Annotated in this window: 13 protein-coding genes; 8 read left to right on the top strand and 5 right to left on the bottom strand. The window is 59.4% G+C overall.

From position 1 onward, the window contains the following. The first annotated feature begins 9 nt into the window (after window positions 1-9). The 3 genes from katB to radA all read left to right on the top strand — a co-directional run bounded on the left by katB (window position 10) and on the right by radA (window position 3,557). Window positions 10-1,551 (top strand): catalase KatB, encoded by a 1,542-nt coding sequence (gene katB, locus GNF76_RS19630; RefSeq protein WP_155584774.1) that lies wholly within the window; start codon window positions 10-12, stop codon window positions 1,549-1,551. Window positions 1,552-1,614: 63 nt separating this feature from the next. Further along, a complete protein-coding gene (locus GNF76_RS19625) occupies window positions 1,615-2,154 on the top strand; it encodes an ankyrin repeat domain-containing protein (protein WP_155584773.1) in 540 nt (179 codons plus the stop codon). Window positions 2,155-2,189: 35 nt separating this feature from the next. Then, a complete protein-coding gene (radA, locus tag GNF76_RS19620) occupies window positions 2,190-3,557 on the top strand; it encodes a DNA repair protein RadA (RefSeq protein WP_155584772.1) in 1,368 nt (455 codons plus the stop codon). 205 nt (window positions 3,558-3,762) lie between these two features. Here radA and GNF76_RS19615 read toward each other — a convergent pair whose 3' ends face one another. Then, complete coding sequence (locus tag GNF76_RS19615; RefSeq protein ID WP_155584771.1) at window positions 3,763-4,131, bottom strand: PilZ domain-containing protein; 369 nt, start codon at window positions 4,129-4,131, stop codon at window positions 3,763-3,765. 174 nt (window positions 4,132-4,305) lie between these two features. On the opposite strand from GNF76_RS19615, the gene GNF76_RS19610 reads away from it, so the two are divergent. The 3 genes from GNF76_RS19610 (at window position 4,306) to yjiA (ending at window position 7,730) form a co-directional block, all read left to right on the top strand. Continuing rightward, complete coding sequence (locus tag GNF76_RS19610) at window positions 4,306-6,372, top strand: carbon starvation CstA family protein (protein ID WP_155584770.1); 2,067 nt, start codon at window positions 4,306-4,308, stop codon at window positions 6,370-6,372. 15 nt (window positions 6,373-6,387) lie between these two features. After that, on the top strand, window positions 6,388-6,585 hold the full coding sequence (locus GNF76_RS19605; RefSeq protein ID WP_003182142.1) for a YbdD/YjiX family protein: 198 nt from the start codon (window positions 6,388-6,390) through the stop codon (window positions 6,583-6,585). 179 nt (window positions 6,586-6,764) lie between these two features. Further along, window positions 6,765-7,730, top strand: a complete 966-nt coding sequence (gene yjiA / locus GNF76_RS19600) for a GTPase (protein WP_155584769.1) — start codon at window positions 6,765-6,767, stop codon at window positions 7,728-7,730. Between the two features lie 178 nt (window positions 7,731-7,908). On the opposite strand, the gene glyA is transcribed toward yjiA, so the two are convergent. Both glyA and GNF76_RS19590 read right to left on the bottom strand, forming a co-directional pair. Then, entirely contained in the window at window positions 7,909-9,162 is a 1,254-nt protein-coding gene (gene glyA, locus GNF76_RS19595) for a serine hydroxymethyltransferase (protein WP_155584768.1), read from the bottom strand. Between the two features lie 230 nt (window positions 9,163-9,392). Beyond that, window positions 9,393-13,244, bottom strand: coding sequence for a sensor domain-containing protein (locus tag GNF76_RS19590; protein ID WP_155584767.1), 3,852 nt, complete (start codon window positions 13,242-13,244; stop codon window positions 9,393-9,395). A gap of 285 nt (window positions 13,245-13,529) precedes the next feature. On the opposite strand from GNF76_RS19590, the gene ettA reads away from it, so the two are divergent. Beyond that, window positions 13,530-15,194: an energy-dependent translational throttle protein EttA gene (gene ettA, locus GNF76_RS19585; RefSeq protein ID WP_155584766.1), complete on the top strand. Its 1,665-nt coding sequence runs from the start codon at window positions 13,530-13,532 to the stop codon at window positions 15,192-15,194. A gap of 348 nt (window positions 15,195-15,542) precedes the next feature. Then, window positions 15,543-16,880, top strand: a complete 1,338-nt coding sequence (gene gdhA, locus GNF76_RS19580; RefSeq protein ID WP_155584765.1) for an NADP-specific glutamate dehydrogenase — start codon at window positions 15,543-15,545, stop codon at window positions 16,878-16,880. On the opposite strand, the gene GNF76_RS19575 is transcribed toward gdhA, so the two are convergent. Then, window positions 16,877-17,374 carry a GreA/GreB family elongation factor gene (locus GNF76_RS19575; protein ID WP_155584764.1) on the bottom strand — a complete coding sequence of 166 codons (498 nt, stop codon included), beginning with the start codon at window positions 17,372-17,374 and terminating at the stop codon, window positions 16,877-16,879. The genes gdhA and GNF76_RS19575 overlap by 4 nt on opposite strands. A gap of 70 nt (window positions 17,375-17,444) precedes the next feature. Beyond that, complete coding sequence (locus tag GNF76_RS19570) at window positions 17,445-17,801, bottom strand: hypothetical protein (protein ID WP_155584763.1); 357 nt, start codon at window positions 17,799-17,801, stop codon at window positions 17,445-17,447. Window positions 17,802-17,836 lie beyond the last annotated feature (35 nt).

Genomic DNA, 17,836 nt, shown 5'->3' with positions numbered 1-17,836 from the left:
GACACCCCGATGAAAGACCCTATTAACCGCGGGCCTACTGCTGCACGACATGTACTGTTCATCGTCACCGCCAGCCTGCTTTCGCTGTCGGTACAAGCGGCTAACCTCACCCGCGATAATGGCGCGGCAGTCGGCGACAATCAGAACTCCCAAACCGCTGGCGCGACAGGCCCGGTATTACTTCAAGACGTGCAACTGATCCAGAAACTGCAGCGCTTTGACCGTGAGCGTATTCCAGAGCGTGTGGTCCATGCTCGGGGTACCGGCGCCCATGGCACCTTCACCGTTACCGATAACTTGAGTGACCTGACCAAAGCCAAGGTTTTCGCGGCCGGTGAGGCAACGCCCGTTTTTGTACGTTTTTCGGCCGTCGTTCACGGTAATCACTCCCCTGAAACGCTGCGCGACCCTCGTGGTTTTGCCACTAAGTTCTATACCGCCGAAGGTAATTGGGACCTGGTAGGCAATAACTTCCCGACTTTCTTTATTCGTGATGCCATCAAGTTTCCGGACATGGTGCATGCCTTCAAGCCTGATCCGCGCACTAATCTGGACGATGACTCCCGTCGTTTCGACTTCTTCTCCCATGTTCCAGAATCCACTCGCACACTGACCGAGTTGTATTCGGACTCCGGCACTCCGGCCAGTTATCGGGAAATGGACGGCAACGGTGTTCACGCTTACAAGTTGATTAATGCCAAGGGTGAAGTGCATTACGTCAAGTTTCACTGGAAGAGCCTGCAAGGCATCAAGAATCTGGACCCTAAACAAGTCACTGAAGTCCAGGGACGTGATTACAGCCATATGACTAATGACTTGGTCACCCATATCAACAAAGGCGACTTCCCCAAGTGGGACTTGTACGTGCAAGTTCTCAAGCCGGAAGACCTGGCCAAGTTTGATTTCGACCCACTGGACGCCACCAAGATCTGGCCAGATGTGCCTGAGCGCAAAGTCGGACAAATGGTGCTGAACCGCAACCCGGCCAACGTCTTCCAGGAAACCGAGCAGGTGGCCATGGCCCCGGCCAATCTGGTGCCGGGTATCGAACCGTCGGAAGATCGCCTGTTGCAAGGCCGGGTATTCTCCTACGCCGATACGCAGATGTACCGTCTGGGTGCCAATGCGTTGCAGTTGCCGATCAACGCGCCACGGGTAACCGTCAACAACGGTAACCAGGACGGTGCGATGAACTTCGGCAAGACCACCAGCGGCGTCAACTACCAGCCAAGCCGCCTGCTGCCACGAGAGGAACCGCAAAGCGCCCGTTACAGCCAGATGGCCCTGTCAGGCAGCACCCAGCAGGCGAAGATCCAGCGTGAGCAGAACTTCAAGCAGGCCGGTGATCTGTACCGCTCCTACAGCAAGAAAGAGCGTCAGGACCTGATCGACAACTTCGGCGGCTCCCTGGCCACCACCGATGATGAGAGCAAGCACATCATCCTGTCGTTCCTCTACAAGGCTGATCCCGAGTACGGCACCGGCGTGACCAAGGTAGCCAAGGGCGACCTGACGCGTGTGAAAGCGCTGGCGGAAAAGTTGACTGACTGATGGTTTGACCCGGTCGACGCCTGGCGATTGGGCCGGGCGTCGATACTGGGAAGGAGTGATTCCATGCGTATTTACATCGGTTTATTCATGACGTGGCTGGCCTTTGCCGCCCACGCCGAGACACCCGATCCGGACGCGGTCAAAGCGCAACTGCGGGACTACTACTTCGACGCTGCCCGCCGGGGCGACGTGGAAATGCTCAACACTTTTATCGACGCCGGCTATGCCCTCAATGCCCAGGATGAAAAGGGCTACACGGCGCTGATCCTGGCGGCCTATCACGGTCAGGCGCCATTCGTGGAGCGCCTGCTGGCAGCCGGCGCCGATGCCTGCGTGCAGGACAAAAGAGGTAACACTGCGCTGATGGGTGCGATTTTCAAAGGCGAGTTGAAAATCGCCCAGCGTTTGTTGTCCACCGATTGCAATCCAGATCAGCGTAACGGTGCCGGGCAGACGGCGGCCATGTACGCCGGGCTGTTCAAACGGGTCGAGCTACTGGATGAGCTGAAGGCCAAAGGCGCGGACCTCAACGCCGAAGACCCGGTGGGTAACAGTGCCTCACGCTTGGCCAGTGGTGAAATCCGTACCGCCGCGCCGCGCTGAGCTATCATCGCGGTTTTTCGGTTGGAGGTTCTCGGATGGCAAAGGCCAAGCGCATGTACGGCTGCACGGACTGCGGCGCGACCTTTCCCAAGTGGGCCGGCCAGTGCAGTGAGTGCGGTGCGTGGAACACGCTGACCGAGACCATGGTGGAAAGCGGTGGCGCGGCCGCGCCCAGTGGTCGTTCGGGCTGGACCGGGCAACAAACCCAGATCAAGACCCTGGCCGAAGTCAGCGTCGAGGAGATCCCGCGTTTCTCCACGGCCTCCAGCGAGTTGGATCGGGTGCTAGGCGGCGGGCTGGTGGACGGGTCGGTGGTGCTGATCGGCGGCGACCCGGGTATCGGTAAATCGACCATCCTGCTGCAAACCCTGTGCAGCATTGCCAGCCGCATGCCTGCGCTATACGTCACGGGCGAAGAATCCCAGCAACAAGTGGCCATGCGTGCCCGGCGCCTGGGCTTGCCCCAGGACCAACTGCGGGTCATGACCGAAACCTGCATCGAAAGCATCATCGCCACGGCCCGCCTGGAAAAACCCAAGGTCATGGTAATTGACTCGATCCAGACGATTTTCACCGAGCAGCTGCAATCGGCACCGGGTGGCGTGTCCCAGGTGCGGGAAAGTGCGGCATTGCTGGTGCGTTATGCGAAACAGAGCGGTACGGCGATTTTCCTGGTGGGCCATGTGACCAAAGAAGGTGCGCTGGCCGGGCCACGAGTGCTGGAGCACATGGTCGACACCGTGCTGTATTTCGAAGGTGAGTCCGACGGGCGGTTGCGCTTGCTGCGGGCGGTGAAAAACCGTTTTGGTGCCGTCAATGAACTGGGCGTGTTCGCCATGACTGACAGGGGGTTGAAAGAAGTCTCCAACCCTTCGGCGATCTTTCTTACCCGCGCCCAGGAAGAAGTACCGGGCAGTGTGGTGATGGCAACCTGGGAAGGCACCCGGCCGATGCTGGTGGAAGTCCAGGCCCTGGTGGATGACAGCCATATGGCCAATCCCCGCCGGGTGACCTTGGGTCTGGATCAGAACCGACTGGCCATGCTGCTGGCGGTCTTGCACCGTCACGGCGGAATTCCCACTCATGACCAGGACGTATTCCTCAACGTGGTGGGTGGGGTCAAGGTACTGGAAACCGCCTCCGACCTGGCGTTGATGGCGGCGGTCATGTCCAGCCTGCGCAACCGGCCGCTGCCCCATGACTTGCTGGTGTTTGGTGAAGTGGGGCTGTCTGGCGAAGTACGCCCCGTGCCCAGTGGCCAGGAGCGTTTGAAGGAAGCGGCCAAGCACGGTTTCAAGCGGGCCATTGTGCCAAAGGGCAATGCACCCAAGGAATCGCCACCGGGGCTGCAGGTGATCGGAGTGACGCGCCTGGAACAGGCGTTGGATGCCTTGTTCGAGTAATCGGTGATCTTGCAAGCAATGCACATCTAGTGTGGGAGTCGGGCTGGTTGTAGCCGCTGCCGAAGAATGAGGCTGCGATGGGCTGCGTAGCTGCCCCAAGGGCGGTCCTGCGGCCCGCATCGCAGCCTCGTGCCTCGGCAGCGGCTACAGAAATCAAGCCCTGCGCATATGGCTATCGCAGGCAAGCCCGACTCCCACATTGATTTTAAGTCTCCAGCAAGGCACCCAACTCTCGCTCAAGTTCTGCCTGATCGCCGAGGTTCAGCTCGATCAGCCGCCGCAAATGGCTGATCGAGTCCAGGTCGATATGTTCGCAAACAAACCCCAACTGCCCATGATCATCGTGGGTCAGCCGTACCTGCAACTTCACGTCGGTGCTCTCGTCGAGATGAATATCCACATCGAACGGCTCCGCAGCATCACCCAGCCATGGCTGGGGCTTGCGCACCAACAAACCCTTGAGCGACAAATCCACTAATTGCACCGTCCACACATGGCCGCTCTGCCCAAGTTCGGTCCTGGCATCGAAGGCGATGCGCCGGAAACGACGACGGTCTGAAGGCTGCTCGCTCATGGTGAAACCCTCTGTGGATAAAGGAATTGTAGCCCTGCGCCATCATTGGGCGTTTTTTTCTGCTTTTTTTGCCCCCTGCAAGGCTCTAGACCAACGTAGGGGGGTGGTCTTTAAAGCCAGTAGCGCTAAACTCGGGATGGCTTTCTTTCTGTCCACCCTGGCTGGAATATAAAAATGAAAAATAATAATAGCCTGCTACGCCATTTACCCTGGCTGCTGCTGGCAATCGTAGGAGCGTGCGCCCTTGGCGTAGTGGCATTGCGTCGCGGGGAGGCGATCAACGCCTTGTGGATTGTGGTCGCGGCAGTGGCCATTTATCTGGTTGCGTACCGTTACTACAGCCTGTTCATCGCTAACAATGTGATGCAGCTCGATCCTATGCGGGCCACCCCCGCAGTCGTCAACAACGACGGTCTGGACTATGTGCCGACCAACAAACACATTCTTTTCGGTCACCACTTCGCGGCGATTGCCGGTGCAGGGCCTTTGGTCGGGCCGGTATTGGCGGCGCAGATGGGGTATCTGCCGGGCACGCTATGGCTGATTGCCGGCGTGGTGCTGGCCGGTGCGGTGCAAGACTTTATGGTCCTGTTCCTGTCCACCCGTCGCAATGGCCGTTCCCTGGGGGACATGGTCCGCGAAGAAATGGGCCGCATTCCCGGGACCATCGCGCTATTCGGCTGCTTCCTGATCATGATCATCATCCTCGCGGTGCTGGCGCTGATCGTGGTCAAGGCCCTGGCCGAAAGCCCGTGGGGCATCTTCACCGTGATGGCGACCATCCCGATCGCGATGTTCATGGGCATCTACATGCGCTACATCCGCCCGGGCCGTATCGGCGAGATCTCGATTGTCGGCGTGCTGTTGCTGCTGGGTTCGATCTGGCTGGGCGGGCAGATTGCCGCTGATCCGGTCTGGGCCAAGGCCTTCACCTTCACCGGGATCCAGATTACCTGGATGCTGATCGGTTATGGCTTTGTCGCCGCTGTGCTGCCGGTGTGGCTGATCCTCGCGCCGCGTGACTATCTCTCAACGTTCTTGAAGATCGGTACCATCATCGCCCTGGCGATTGGCATCCTGGTCACCATGCCCGACCTGAAAATGCCGGCACTGACCCAGTTTATCGATGGCACCGGCCCGGTGTGGAAGGGCGGCCTGTTCCCGTTCCTGTTCATCACTATTGCGTGTGGCGCTGTATCGGGTTTCCACGCACTGATCTCCTCGGGCACCACGCCCAAGTTGCTGGCCAGTGAAGGGCATGCGCGTTATATCGGTTATGGCGGCATGCTGATGGAGTCGTTCGTGGCCATCATGGCGATGGTTGCGGCTTCGGTGATCGAGCCAGGCGTGTACTTCGCCATGAACAGCCCGGCCGCGATTGTCGGCGGTGACGTGGTGACCGTGGCGCAAACCGTCAGCAGCTGGGGCTTTGCGATTACTCCGGAAGCGTTGCAGGCAGTGGCCAAGGACATCGGTGAAACCACCATCCTCGCCCGTGCCGGTGGCGCGCCTACGCTCGCGGTGGGTATCGCGCAGATCCTGCACAGTGTCCTGCCGGGTGAAAACACCATGGCGTTCTGGTACCACTTTGCGATCCTGTTCGAAGCGCTGTTTATCCTGACCGCGGTTGACGCCGGTACCCGTGCCGGTCGTTTCATGCTGCAGGATTTGCTTGGCTCTTTTGTCCCGGCGTTGAAGCGCACCGAGTCCTGGACCGCGAACCTGATCGCTACCGCAGGTTGTGTGGCGATGTGGGGTTATCTGCTGTACCAAGGCGTGATCGACCCACTGGGCGGTATCAACACGTTGTGGCCGTTGTTCGGCATCTCCAACCAGATGCTGGCGGGTATCGCGCTGATGCTCGCCACCGTTGTGCTGATCAAAATGAAACGCCAACGCTACATCTGGGTGACCATGCTGCCAGCGGTCTGGCTGCTGATCTGCACCACCACCGCCGGCTTCATCAAGCTGTTCGATGCCAACCCGGCGATCGGCTTCCTGTCGCTGGCGAAGAAGTACAGCGATGCCCTGGCCAGCGGCCAGATCCTGGCTCCGGCCAAGAGCATCGACCAGATGCAACATGTGATCTGGAACGCCTATACCAACGCAACGCTGACGGCGCTGTTCCTGTTCGTGGTATTCAGCATTCTGTTCTATGCACTCAAGGTCGGCGTCGCCGCCTGGGGCAACAAGGAACGTACGGATAAAGAATCGCCATTCCAGCCTGTGCCGGATGCTTGATCGAGGATTGCAATCATGTTCAATGACCTGAGTCGCCTCGGTAAATACCTCGGTCAGGCCGCGCGCCTGATGGTCGGCATGCCCGACTACGACAACTACGTCGAGCATATGCAAACCAAACACCCGGACAAGCCGATGATGGACTACGAGGCGTTCTTTCGGGAACGCCAGGAAGCCCGTTACGGTGGCAAGGGTGGGCCCAAGTGCTGTTGAGCCGATAAGTCGGGTTAACGCAGTTCTGTGGTAGCAGGGCTTTATGTGGGAGCTGGCTTGCCTGCGATAGCATCACCTCGGTCTGACTGAAAGACCGGGTTGTCTGCATCGCAGGCAAGCCAGCTCCCACATTTGTTTTGTGTTCCTTCAGTTATTTCATCAGAAAGGAGACTTCTTTTTTGTCCTCTCCCATTCCCGTCACCGTCCTCAGCGGCTTTCTCGGCGCAGGCAAGACCACCTTGTTGCGCCACCTGCTCAAGGCCGAGCATGGCTTGAAAATCGCCGTGATCGAAAACGAATTCAGCGACGCCGGTATCGACACCCAACTGTTGGGTGACGAGCCGGTGCAAGTCATGACGCTGTCCAACGGCTGCGTCTGCTGCACGATTCACACCGACCTGACCAAGGCCCTGTACCTGTTGCTGGAGCGCCTGGACAGCGGTGAGATCGCCTTCGACCGCCTGGTGATCGAATGCACAGGCCTGGCCGACCCGGCTCCGGTGGCCCAGACCTTTTTCATTGATGAGGAACTGCGCGAGCGCTATATCCTCGACGGCATCATCACCCTGGTGGACGCGGCCCACGCCGAACACCACCTGACCCAGACCATCGCCCAGGCGCAGATCGGTTTTGCCGATCGCCTGCTGGTGAGCAAGCGCGACCTGGTGGACGACGCCACCTTCGATGCCCTCTGCGAGCGCTTGACCCGCATCAACCGCCGGGCGCCGATTCGGGTGGTGGAGCACGGCAAGATCGACCTGGCCGAGTTGCTGGACGTACGCGGTTTCAACCTGAACGCCGGCATGAGCCTGCGGCCGGTGAGCAAGGCGCCGTCCATCGACCGGATTTCCAGCCTGGTGCTGCGCACCGAGCAGCCGCTGGATATCGACAAGCTCAGCGAGTTCATGAACGAACTGCTGGAAGACCACGGTAAACAGCTGCTGCGCTACAAGGGCGTGCTGAATATCGCCGGGGAAGAGCGGCGCATGGTGTTCCAGGGGGTGCTGAAGCTTTACGGGTTTGACTGGGACACTGAGTGGGCTGAGGGTGAGACGCGGGAAAGTGTGATTGTGTTTATCGCCGATGAATTGCCGGAAGAGAAGATTCGCGCAGGCTTCGAGCGGGTCTACCAAATCCTGACTTGAAATACGGATCAGTGTGGGAGCTGGCTTGCCTGCGATGGCGGACTGTCAGTCGATGCAGTTGTGACTGAACCACCGCTATCGCAGGCAAGCCAGCTCCCACAGTTGATAGCATTTCAATTTGGAATCGCCATAAAAAAGCCCGGCTCTTGAGCCGGGCTTTTCATTCAAGCAACTGCAATCAAGCGCCGTACACCGGCAGCTTCTTGCAGATGGTCTTGACCTTCTCACGAACAGCATCGATCACTGCTTCGTTATTCAGGTCAGCCAGGATGTCGCAGATCCAGCCAGCCAGTTCCTTGCACTCTGCTTCCTTGAAGCCACGAGTGGTCACAGCCGGGGTGCCGAAGCGCAGGCCGGAGGTGACGAACGGCGAACGTGGGTCGTTCGGGACCGAGTTCTTGTTCACGGTGATGAAAGCTTTGCCCAAAGCGGCGTCAGCGTCTTTACCGGAGATGTCCTGCTTGATCAGCGACAGCAGGAACAGGTGGTTCTCAGTACCACCGGAGACCACGTCAAAACCGCGCTCGATGAATACACCGGCCATGGCCTTGGCGTTTTTCACCACTTGTTGCTGGTAGGTCTTGAACTCAGGCTGCAGTGCTTCCTTGAAGCAGATCGCTTTAGCGGCGATGACGTGCTCCAGCGGGCCACCCTGGGCACCCGGGAATACGGCGGAGTTCAGCTTCTTCTCGATCTCGGCGTTGGCACGAGCCAGGATCAGGCCGCCACGTGGACCGCGCAGGGTCTTGTGGGTGGTGGTGGTCACCACGTCAGCGAATGGCACCGGGTTCGGGTAGACACCAGCGGCAACCAGACCAGCCACGTGAGCCATATCAACAAAGAGATAAGCGCCAACCTTGTCAGCGATTTCACGGAAGCGTGGGAAGTCGAGGATCTGCGAGTAGGCAGAGAAACCGGCCACGATCATTTTCGGCTTGTGCTCGACTGCCAGGCGCTCGACTTCGTCGTAGTCGATCAGGCCGTTGGCATCGATACCGTATTGAACGGCGTTGTACAGCTTGCCGGAGGAGGAAACGCCAGCACCGTGGGTCAGGTGACCGCCGTGGGCCAGGCTCATGCCCAGGATGGTGTCGCCGCCTTGCAGCAGGGCCAGGTAAACGGCGCTGTTGGCTTGGGAGCCGGCGTGTGGCTGAACGTTGGCGTAATCGGCGCCGAACAGTTCCTTGGCGCGGTCGATTGCAAGCTGCTCAACGATATCGACGAACTCGCAACCGCCGTAGTAACGCTTGCCTGGATAACCTTCGGCGTACTTGTTGGTCAGAACCGAACCTTGAGCCTCCATCACGGCGGGGCTGGTGTAGTTTTCCGAAGCGATCAGCTCAATGTGCTCTTCCTGGCGCTGAGCTTCTTGCTCCATGGCGGCAAAGAGATCGGCGTCGTACTTGGCAATAGTCAAATCACGGCTGAACATGGCGGTCCTCAAGGATCGGGGGCAGAAAAGAAGCGCATTCTAACCCAATGGGTTTTAGATGGCATATGAAAGGACATCATGTCGCGGACAAGCGGGGCTCATCTGCGGATAAGTGGTGTTTGCGCGGGCCTCATCGCAGGCAAGCCTGCTCCCACATTTTGATTGGCGAACACATTCAAGTGTGGGAGCAGGCTTGCCTGCGATGAGGCCAACAGCATCGCTACAGAATCTCAGTCAAACATGAACAACGCATCATTACTGAACTGCACCTCAAACCGATTCGCCGGCATCGGCCGCCCGAACAGGTAGCCCTGCACTTCGTCGCAACCATGCTCGCGCAGGAAGTCCAACTGCTCATGGGTTTCCACGCCTTCGGCGATCACGGCAAGGTTCAGGCTATGGGCCATGGCAATAATTGCCCGAGCGATCTGCGCGTCCTGTTCGCCGGACGGCAGGCCATCGACAAAGGTGCGGTCAATCTTCAGTACGTCGATCGGGAACTGCTTGAGGTAGTTCAGCGATGAATAGCCGGTGCCAAAGTCGTCGACCGCAATGCTCAGGCCAAGGTTTTTCAGGCTGGCGAGGATCTGCATCGCTTCGTTGACTTCGCGCATCAGGATACTTTCGGTCAGTTCCAGCTCCAGGCACGCGGGCGGCAGGCCGGTGTCCTTGAGGATGGTGGCGATGCGTGTACCCAGTTGGCCGTCGGAGAACTGCCGGGCGGAAATGTTCACCGAGACCTTGGGCACCCGCACCTTGTTCTGATGCCAGGTCTTTAGCTGGCGACAGGCTTCGCTGATCACCCAGTCGCCCACGTCTACCACCAGCCCCAGTTCCTCCAGTACCGGAATGAAATCCCCCGGCGGCACCAGCCCGCGACGTGGATGGCGCCAGCGCAGCAAGGCTTCGGCGCCGGTCAGGCGTTTGCCGTCGCCGCTGAATTGCGGCTGGTAGTAGAGCACGAATTCGTTCTGGTCCAGGGCATGACGCAGGTCGCTTTCCAGTTCCAGGCGCTCCAGGGCGCTGGCGTTCATGTCGGCTTGGTAGAACTGGAAATTGTTCTTGCCGCGCTCCTTGGCGTGGTACATCGCGGTGTCGGCGTTTTTCATCAGTTGGCTCAGTTCGTTGCCGTCCTGAGGGCTCAAGGCAATGCCGATGCTGGCGGTGACGAAGAACTCGCGGCCTTCCAGCACAAATGGCGTCACCAGGCTGGCAAGAATCTGCTCGGCCACATGAATCGCCCGGTTCAGCGCCATTTCGCGGCTGACTCGCGGTTGCAGGAGCAAGGTGAACTCGTCGCCGCCCATGCGCGCCACGGTGTCGTCTTCGGCCACACAACCCAGCAAGCGGGTGGCCATTTCCTTGAGCATGCGGTCGCCGGCGGCGTGGCCCAGGGAGTCGTTGATCGGTTTGAAGCGGTCCAGGTCGAGGAACATCAACACTACCCAGGACTTTTGTCGTTCCGCCGACTGCAAGGCGGTATGCAGGCGGTCCTGGAACAGTGTGCGGTTGGGCAGGTGGGTCAGGGCATCGTAGTAGGCCAGGCGATGGATGCGTTGCTCGCTGGCTTTGCGTTCGCTGATATCACTGAAGAAACACACATAGCTGGCCAGGTCGCCTTCGTCATCGAATACGGCGGTGATGCCGACCCAGGCCGGGTAATGCTCGCCGTTACGGCGTTTGAGCCAGACCTCCCCTTCCCAGGTGCTGTGCTGGTGCAACTGCTTGAGCACGTAACGCAGATGGGCCTCTTGCTGCTCGTCGACGGTGAGCATGTTTGGCAGTTGATCGAGCACATCCGTCACGGCATACCCGCTGACGCGGCTGAAGGCTTCGTTGGCCTGGACGATATACCCGGCCGGGTCGGTGATCAGGATCGCCGACGTGGAGTGCTCGAATACCGTGGCCGCCATGCGCAAGTCTTTCTCGGCGCGGCGTTGCTGGCTGATATCACGGCCGACGCCAAGGACGCCTTCGAAGGCGCCATGCTCATCCCACACCAGCACCAGGCGCAGCTCGATGGGCACCTTGCGCCCATCGGCCCGCAGGCAGTCGAACAGAAACAGCTGGGTCTGCACCTCATCGCGTAGTTTGGCCAGTGCCTTGGGATCGCCCAGAGCGCGGCTGACGTGTTCCACCAGGGTGTAGATGCCCGTCAGTTGCTGGGGGTTGGCGATGATCGATTGCCAACCGTTCTTGAAGATCCAATCCACGTCATAGCCCAGCACTGCATTGACCGAGGGGCTGACGTAGTTGAGGGCCAATTGACTGTCGGTGGAGCAAATCACGTCGCTGATGCTTTCTGCGAGCATGCGGTAGCGTTGTTCGCTGTCGCGCAGGGATTCGCTGGCTTCGATCTGGTCAGTGACGTCCTTGGCCACGCCAATAATGCGTGTGACCTGGTCGGACTTGTCTCGGGCCAGGGCTTGTTCACGGATATCGAAGCGCCGCCATTGATTGTTGCGGTGGCGAAAACGCAGTTGGCATTGCAGTTGGCTGAAGTAGCCGTTTTCACGCTGCTGCTGGCGCAGGTCGTGGTAGTGCTGGGCATCTTCGGGGTGCAGCAGGATTTCCCAGAAGTACTCGCCCATCTGCTGCAACTCGGGCTTGTTGTAGCCCAACGTGTGCCCCAGATGGTGGTTGCTGAAAATCATCCGTTGGCTGATCACGTCTTGTACGTACAGGTGATCGGGCACGGTGCGCACCACGTTCGACCAGAATCCTTCGCGTTCGACCAGCGACAACTCGATCAGCTTGCGGCTGGTGATGTCGCTGATACTGAGGATGACCGCTTTATAGTCGTGCTGTTCTTCCGGCAGGCGCATCACCAGCCACAGGTACTGATCGTTGCCGTCGAGGTCGTTGAGCTGGATCTCCAGCTCCAGCTGTTTCTGCTGGGTCAGTACCGCCTCGAGCAGTTGATAGCCGATAGCGGTGGAATTCAGCGGGGAGCCATCGATCAGGCGCTCCCAGGCCTGTTCGCAAGACATCACATTGAGCAGACGCACCGCCACCTGGTTGATTTCGGTGATGCGCAGTTCCTTGAGCAGTGGCTGGCGTTGTTCGGGGCTGTCTTGCAGCCAATCCTGCAGTTGCTCGCGCGTTTGCACGCGGGCCTTGTCGAAGCAGACCGGCAGGCCTGAGAGGTCAAGCACGCACAACGCCACGCCGGTGCCTTCGAAAATATCCTGATAGCGGCGGCGCCCCTCATGGACCTGGCGCTGGCGGCGCCGCATGTTCAGCAGGACGATCAACGGAATCAGGGAAAACGCCAGGCCCAGCAGGCATTTGCCAATAAAGGCCGGCAGCAGTTGCTCCAGCACGGCAGCGCGATCAAACAGGCCGCGTAACTGCCAGTCGCTTTTGCTCAGGGGTGTGACCAATACGCTCTTGTTCAACTCGTCCGGGGTCAGCGCCGCAGCCCACTGGGCCGGCATGCCACTGTCGCGGCTGACGACCCGGTGGTTCAGGCGATTTTCAATGACCCACATCGGCCGCTGGCCCTGGCCATCCTGACGGGTCAGGTTGGCCAGGTAGTTGGGCGCCAGGCGCAAGGCCCAGTACGCCTTGGCGCCGCCGCTTGGCTGATTGAGCAGCAGGTAGATGACGGCGCCGTCGTTGTTGTTGCTCAAATAATAGGACTGGGCGTGGCTGCGCTTGACCAGCTCCGCCAGCCAGGCACTGTCCTGACTGTCGTTGGCGCTGTCACTGAGCATCGCGCCGCTGGGGGCGAGGAGGGCGACACTGCGCAGCTCCGGCAGGGAGCGTTGAAGGGTGCGCATCAGCGCTTGTTGCTGTTCAGTACTGCGCGGCTGTTCGACGATGGGCAGCAGGTTGAGGGCGATCTGCGCACTCAAGGCCATGTTCAGGCTGATTTGTTCGGCCAGGTCGGCGCTGTAGTCGATGGTGTATTGCTGCTGGTTCTTCTGGTTCTGTTGCAGTTGGTCCAGCAGTTGCCAGAACAATAATGCAAGCAGCATCAGGACCAGCGTCGCCAATGCGCCCTTGAGGGTACCGTGCAGGGGCGCTCCCGGCGCAATGTTCGCGGCGCGCAGGGGAGTGGGCGTTGTGACGTTGGACAAGCTGTGATCCTGCGGTTTGGCTGGACTGGCGCGCGACGTGCACTATAAGCCGGACGCCCGGAGGGCGGCTAGCATGCCTTGTGTTGTGGCAAAGTGCCAGCCCTGCTTGGCTGGACTGCCCACACGCATTCAGGTAGCTTTGCCGGTTACGCGAGGGCGTTCCAGCCCCAGACAATCAGGCTTTTTCCGCACGCAGGCATTGATCATGATCAACGGCCCGCGCCGCGCATGGCCTGGCACGGGCTTCGCCCGCTTAATTCATCAGTCACTGACGCTAGGTTCACCATGGCTCAATACGTCTTCACCATGCATCGGCTGGGAAAAGTAGTTCCGCCGAAGCGGGAAATCCTGAAAAACATTTCGCTGTCTTTCTTCCCTGGCGCCAAGATCGGCGTGCTCGGCCTCAACGGTTCGGGTAAGTCCACGCTGCTGAAGATCATGGCTGGCGTCGACACCGAGTTCGAAGGCGAAGCCCGCCCGATGCCCGACCTGAACATCGGCTACCTGCCGCAAGAGCCGATCCTGGACCCGACCAAGACCGTGCGTGAAGTGGTCGAAGAGGCGGTCAGCGTAATCAAGGACGCTCAGGCTCGCCTGGATCAGGTCTACGCCGAATACGCCGACCCTGACGCCGACTTCGACAAGCTGGCCGCCGAACAAGCCAAGCTCGAAGCCATCCTGCAAGCCGGCGACGGTCACAACCTCGATCGCCAGCTGGAAGTCGCCGCCGATGCGCTGCGCCTGCCAGCGTGGGACGCCAAGATCGAACACCTGTCCGGTGGTGAGAAGCGTCGTGTGGCCCTGTGCCGCCTGCTGCTGTCGGCCCCCGACATGCTGCTGCTCGACGAACCTACCAACCACCTGGACGCCGATTCCGTCGCCTGGCTGGAACATTTCCTCCATGACTTCCCAGGCACTGTGGTCGCGATCACGCACGACCGTTACTTCCTGGACAACGTCGCAGGCTGGATTCTGGAACTCGACCGTGGCGCGGGTATCCCTTACGAGGGTAACTACTCCGGTTGGCTGGAAGCCAAGTCCGACCGTCTGGCTGCCGAATCCAAGCAACAGTCGGCCCATGAAAAGGCTATGAAAGACGAGCTGGAATGGGTACGAAAAGGCGCCAAGGCACGTCAGTCGAAATCCAAGGCCCGTCTGCAACGCTTCGAGGAGATGCAATCCCAGGAATTCCAGAAGCGCAGCGAAACCAACGAAATCTATATCCCGGCCGGTCCGCGGCTGGGTGACAAGGTTATCGAATTCAAGAACGTCTCCAAGGGCTACGGCGATCGCGTGCTGATCGACAATCTGTCGTTCTCCATGCCTAAAGGCGCAATCGTTGGCGTGATCGGCGGTAACGGTGCGGGTAAGTCCACGCTGTTCCGCATGCTGATGGGCAAGGAACAACCGGATTCGGGCAGCATTGAAGTTGGCGAAACCGTGCAACTGGCGTGCGTTGACCAAAGTCGCGACGACCTCGACGGCAGCAAGACCGTGTTCCAGCAGATTTCCGACGGTTCCGACCAGATCCGCATCGGCAACTACGAGATTCCGTCGCGCACCTACGTTGGCCGTTTCAACTTCAAGGGCGGCGACCAGCAGAAGTTCGTCAAGGACCTGTCCGGCGGTGAACGTGGCCGCTTGCACCTGGCCCTGACCCTGAAAGAGGGCGGCAACGTCCTGCTGCTCGACGAACCGTCCAACGACCTCGACGTTGAAACCCTGCGTTCCCTGGAAGAAGCCTTGCTGGACTTCCCCGGCGCCGCCATTGTGATCTCTCACGATCGGTGGTTCCTTGACCGCGTGGCCACGCACATCCTGGCGTACGAAGACGATTCCCAAGCGGTGTTCTTCGAAGGTAACTACACCGAGTACGAAGCTGATCGCAAGAAGCGTTTGGGTGAAGCGGCTGCCCAGCCGCACCGTGTACGGCACAAGAAACTGGCCTGATTCGGGTTGGTGGTTTGAAAGAGCGGAGCCTTCGGGCTCCGTTTTTTTTGCGCCTTTTTCTATGGGCCGAGTAGGCCCCATCGCAGGCAAGCCAGCTCCCACATTTGACCGAGTGCATCCGTGGCAATGCGGTTGAAGGTGGGAGCTGGCTTGCCTGCGATGACGGTTTATCTATGGGTGCAAAATTTTGGTTTAAATCCCCATTCAGGTGCAAAAAAGTCATTTATTTATATCTATCGCACCATTTAAATTCACAAATGCGACATTTTGCCCTGTCACGGTGCAACATGAATTGTTAAAGTCCGGCTCAAATCTCCTTTAACGACAATAAATTTGCCGAGACTTTTCATGATCGAATCCGTCGAATCCTTTCTTGCCCGCCTCAAAAAACGCGACCCGGACCAACCGGAATTCCACCAGGCCGTGGAAGAAGTCCTGCGCAGTCTGTGGCCGTTTCTTGAAGCCAATCCGCACTATCTGACCTCAGGCATTCTGGAGCGCATCTGCGAGCCGGAGCGCGCCATCGTGTTTCGGGTGTCGTGGGTTGATGATCACGGCAAGGTTCAGGTCAATCGCGGGTTCCGTATCCAGATGAACAGTGCCATCGGCCCCTACAAAGGCGGCCTGCGCTTCCACCCGTCGGTGAACCTGGGTGTCCTGAAATTCCTCGCCTTCGAGCAGACCTTCAAGAACTCCCTGACCTCGCTGCCCATGGGCGGCGGCAAAGGCGGCTCGGACTTTGATCCCAAGGGCAAGAGTGACGCCGAGGTCATGCGTTTCTGCCAGGCGTTCATGAGTGAGCTGTACCGCCACATCGGCGCGGATGTGGACGTGCCGGCCGGGGATATTGGCGTCGGCGCCCGGGAGATTGGCTTTCTGTTCGGCCAGTACAAACGCCTGAGCAACCAATTCACCTCGGTGCTGACCGGCAAGGGCATGAGCTACGGTGGCAGCCTGATTCGCCCGGAGGCCACCGGTTTCGGTTGTGTATACTTCGCCGAAGAAATGCTCAAGCGTCAGAATCAGCGTGTCGAAGGCAAGCGCGTGGCCATCTCGGGTTCCGGCAACGTTGCCCAATACGCTGCCCGCAAGGTCATGGACCTGGGCGGCAAGGTGATTTCCCTGTCTGACTCCGAAGGCACCCTGTACTGCGAAAGCGGTTTGAGCGAGGCGCAATGGTCGGCGCTGCTGGAGCTGAAAAACGTCCAGCGCGGTCGTATCAGTGAATTGGCCGGGCGCTTCGGTCTGGAATTCCGTGCCGGCAAAACACCCTGGGAGCTGGCTTGCGACATCGCCCTGCCATGCGCTACCCAGAACGAACTGGACGCCGACGCGGCGCGCACGCTGTTGCGCAATGGCTGTGTGTGCGTGGCCGAAGGCGCCAACATGCCCACCACCCTTGAGGCTGTGGATATCTTTATCGATGCAGGCATCCTGTTCGCCCCAGGCAAGGCCTCCAACGCCGGCGGCGTGGCAGTGAGCGGGTTGGAAATGTCGCAGAACGCCATGCGCTTGCTGTGGACCGCCGGTGAGGTGGACAGCAAGTTGCATAACATCATGCAGTCGATCCATCACGCCTGTGTGCATTACGGTGAAGAGAACGGCCGGGTCAATTACGTGAAGGGCGCGAATATCGCAGGCTTCGTGAAGGTAGCGGACGCGATGCTGGCCCAGGGCATCGTCTAAACCTCGGGCTCAATGCGCAGGACTTCGATCAACTGATCACCGGCGGGGCGCCTCCACAGCACCTCGTCGCCCACCTGAGCACCCAGCAACGCCCGCCCCAGAGGTGAGCCCCAGTTGATCAGGCCTGCGTTGGCATCTGCCTGGTCTTCACCCACCAATTGAACGCGCCGCTCTTGGTCCTGCTCATTGGCAAAGGTCACCCAACTGCCGATCTGCGCCTTGTCGGTAGAGGTTGCCGGTGCCACCACCTGGGCACTTTGCAGGCGCTGGTTGAAGTAGCGCAAATCCCGCTCAAGATCGGCCTGGCGCTGTTTGTCCGCCTGCTCGCCCTTGGCAGATTCGTCGCTGTACTCCTGCTGAAGCTGGGCAACCTTGGCTTGCAGCTGTGCAAGGCCTTGGGCTGTGAGGCGGTTGGGTTGCGCACTGACCAGGCGCTCCACCGGCTGGCTGGCCTGGGCAGCGGCGCTGTCTTCGTTGACGAAAGCTCGGCTCATGACACTCTCCTGCTATGGAGTTTAGGTCATGGTCGCCGCCTTTTAGTTTCGATGGATGTCTGAAAACGACCTATTGCGAGCGATAAGCCTTGGCCGCGTCGCGGTCCTTCTCCTGTTGCCAGGCGCGCTCGCGTTCGTCCCAGTGGTGGTCCTTGTAGTCATTGAGTTCTTCGTTTTCGCGCATGGCCTTGCACTGGCGGAAACCATCATCCCAACCTTCGGCGTATGTGCGGTCTTTCAGATAACGGGGGACGTTCTTGCGAAATGCTCCGGTGATCACGCCTGCTGCTTGGCGGCCGCTGCTGCAACCGTCGTCGAAACCATCGGCAAAGGCCGGTGGATAACCCTTGGCCAGTAACTCTTCGTGGGTTGATTGGCAACCCGCCAACAGTACCAACACACCTAATATCACCACGCACCGCCGCATCTGAAGACTCCATTGGCCATGGAATGGCTGATATG

Source organism: Pseudomonas spelaei (assembly GCF_009724245.1).
Lineage (GTDB): Bacteria > Pseudomonadota > Gammaproteobacteria > Pseudomonadales > Pseudomonadaceae > Aquipseudomonas > Aquipseudomonas spelaei.
Note: the sequence above shows the minus strand (reverse complement) of the source record. Positions and strands in the feature narration are given on the sequence as shown.

Excerpts from the sequence above, each read along its gene's own strand:
- katB (WP_155584774.1), top strand. The coding sequence starts at position 10 with ATGAAAGACCCTATTAACCGCGGGCCTACTGCTGCACGACATGTACTG.
- GNF76_RS19625 (WP_155584773.1), top strand. The coding sequence starts at position 1,615 with ATGCGTATTTACATCGGTTTATTCATGACGTGGCTGGCCTTTGCCGCC.
- radA (WP_155584772.1), top strand. The coding sequence starts at position 2,190 with ATGGCAAAGGCCAAGCGCATGTACGGCTGCACGGACTGCGGCGCGACC.
- GNF76_RS19615 (WP_155584771.1), bottom strand. The coding sequence starts at position 4,131 with ATGAGCGAGCAGCCTTCAGACCGTCGTCGTTTCCGGCGCATCGCCTTC.
- GNF76_RS19610 (WP_155584770.1), top strand. The coding sequence starts at position 4,306 with ATGAAAAATAATAATAGCCTGCTACGCCATTTACCCTGGCTGCTGCTG.
- GNF76_RS19605 (WP_003182142.1), top strand. The coding sequence starts at position 6,388 with ATGTTCAATGACCTGAGTCGCCTCGGTAAATACCTCGGTCAGGCCGCG.
- glyA (WP_155584768.1), bottom strand. The coding sequence starts at position 9,162 with ATGTTCAGCCGTGATTTGACTATTGCCAAGTACGACGCCGATCTCTTT.
- ettA (WP_155584766.1), top strand. The coding sequence starts at position 13,530 with ATGGCTCAATACGTCTTCACCATGCATCGGCTGGGAAAAGTAGTTCCG.
- gdhA (WP_155584765.1), top strand. The coding sequence starts at position 15,543 with ATGATCGAATCCGTCGAATCCTTTCTTGCCCGCCTCAAAAAACGCGAC.
- GNF76_RS19575 (WP_155584764.1), bottom strand. The coding sequence starts at position 17,374 with ATGAGCCGAGCTTTCGTCAACGAAGACAGCGCCGCTGCCCAGGCCAGC.
- GNF76_RS19570 (WP_155584763.1), bottom strand. The coding sequence starts at position 17,801 with ATGCGGCGGTGCGTGGTGATATTAGGTGTGTTGGTACTGTTGGCGGGT.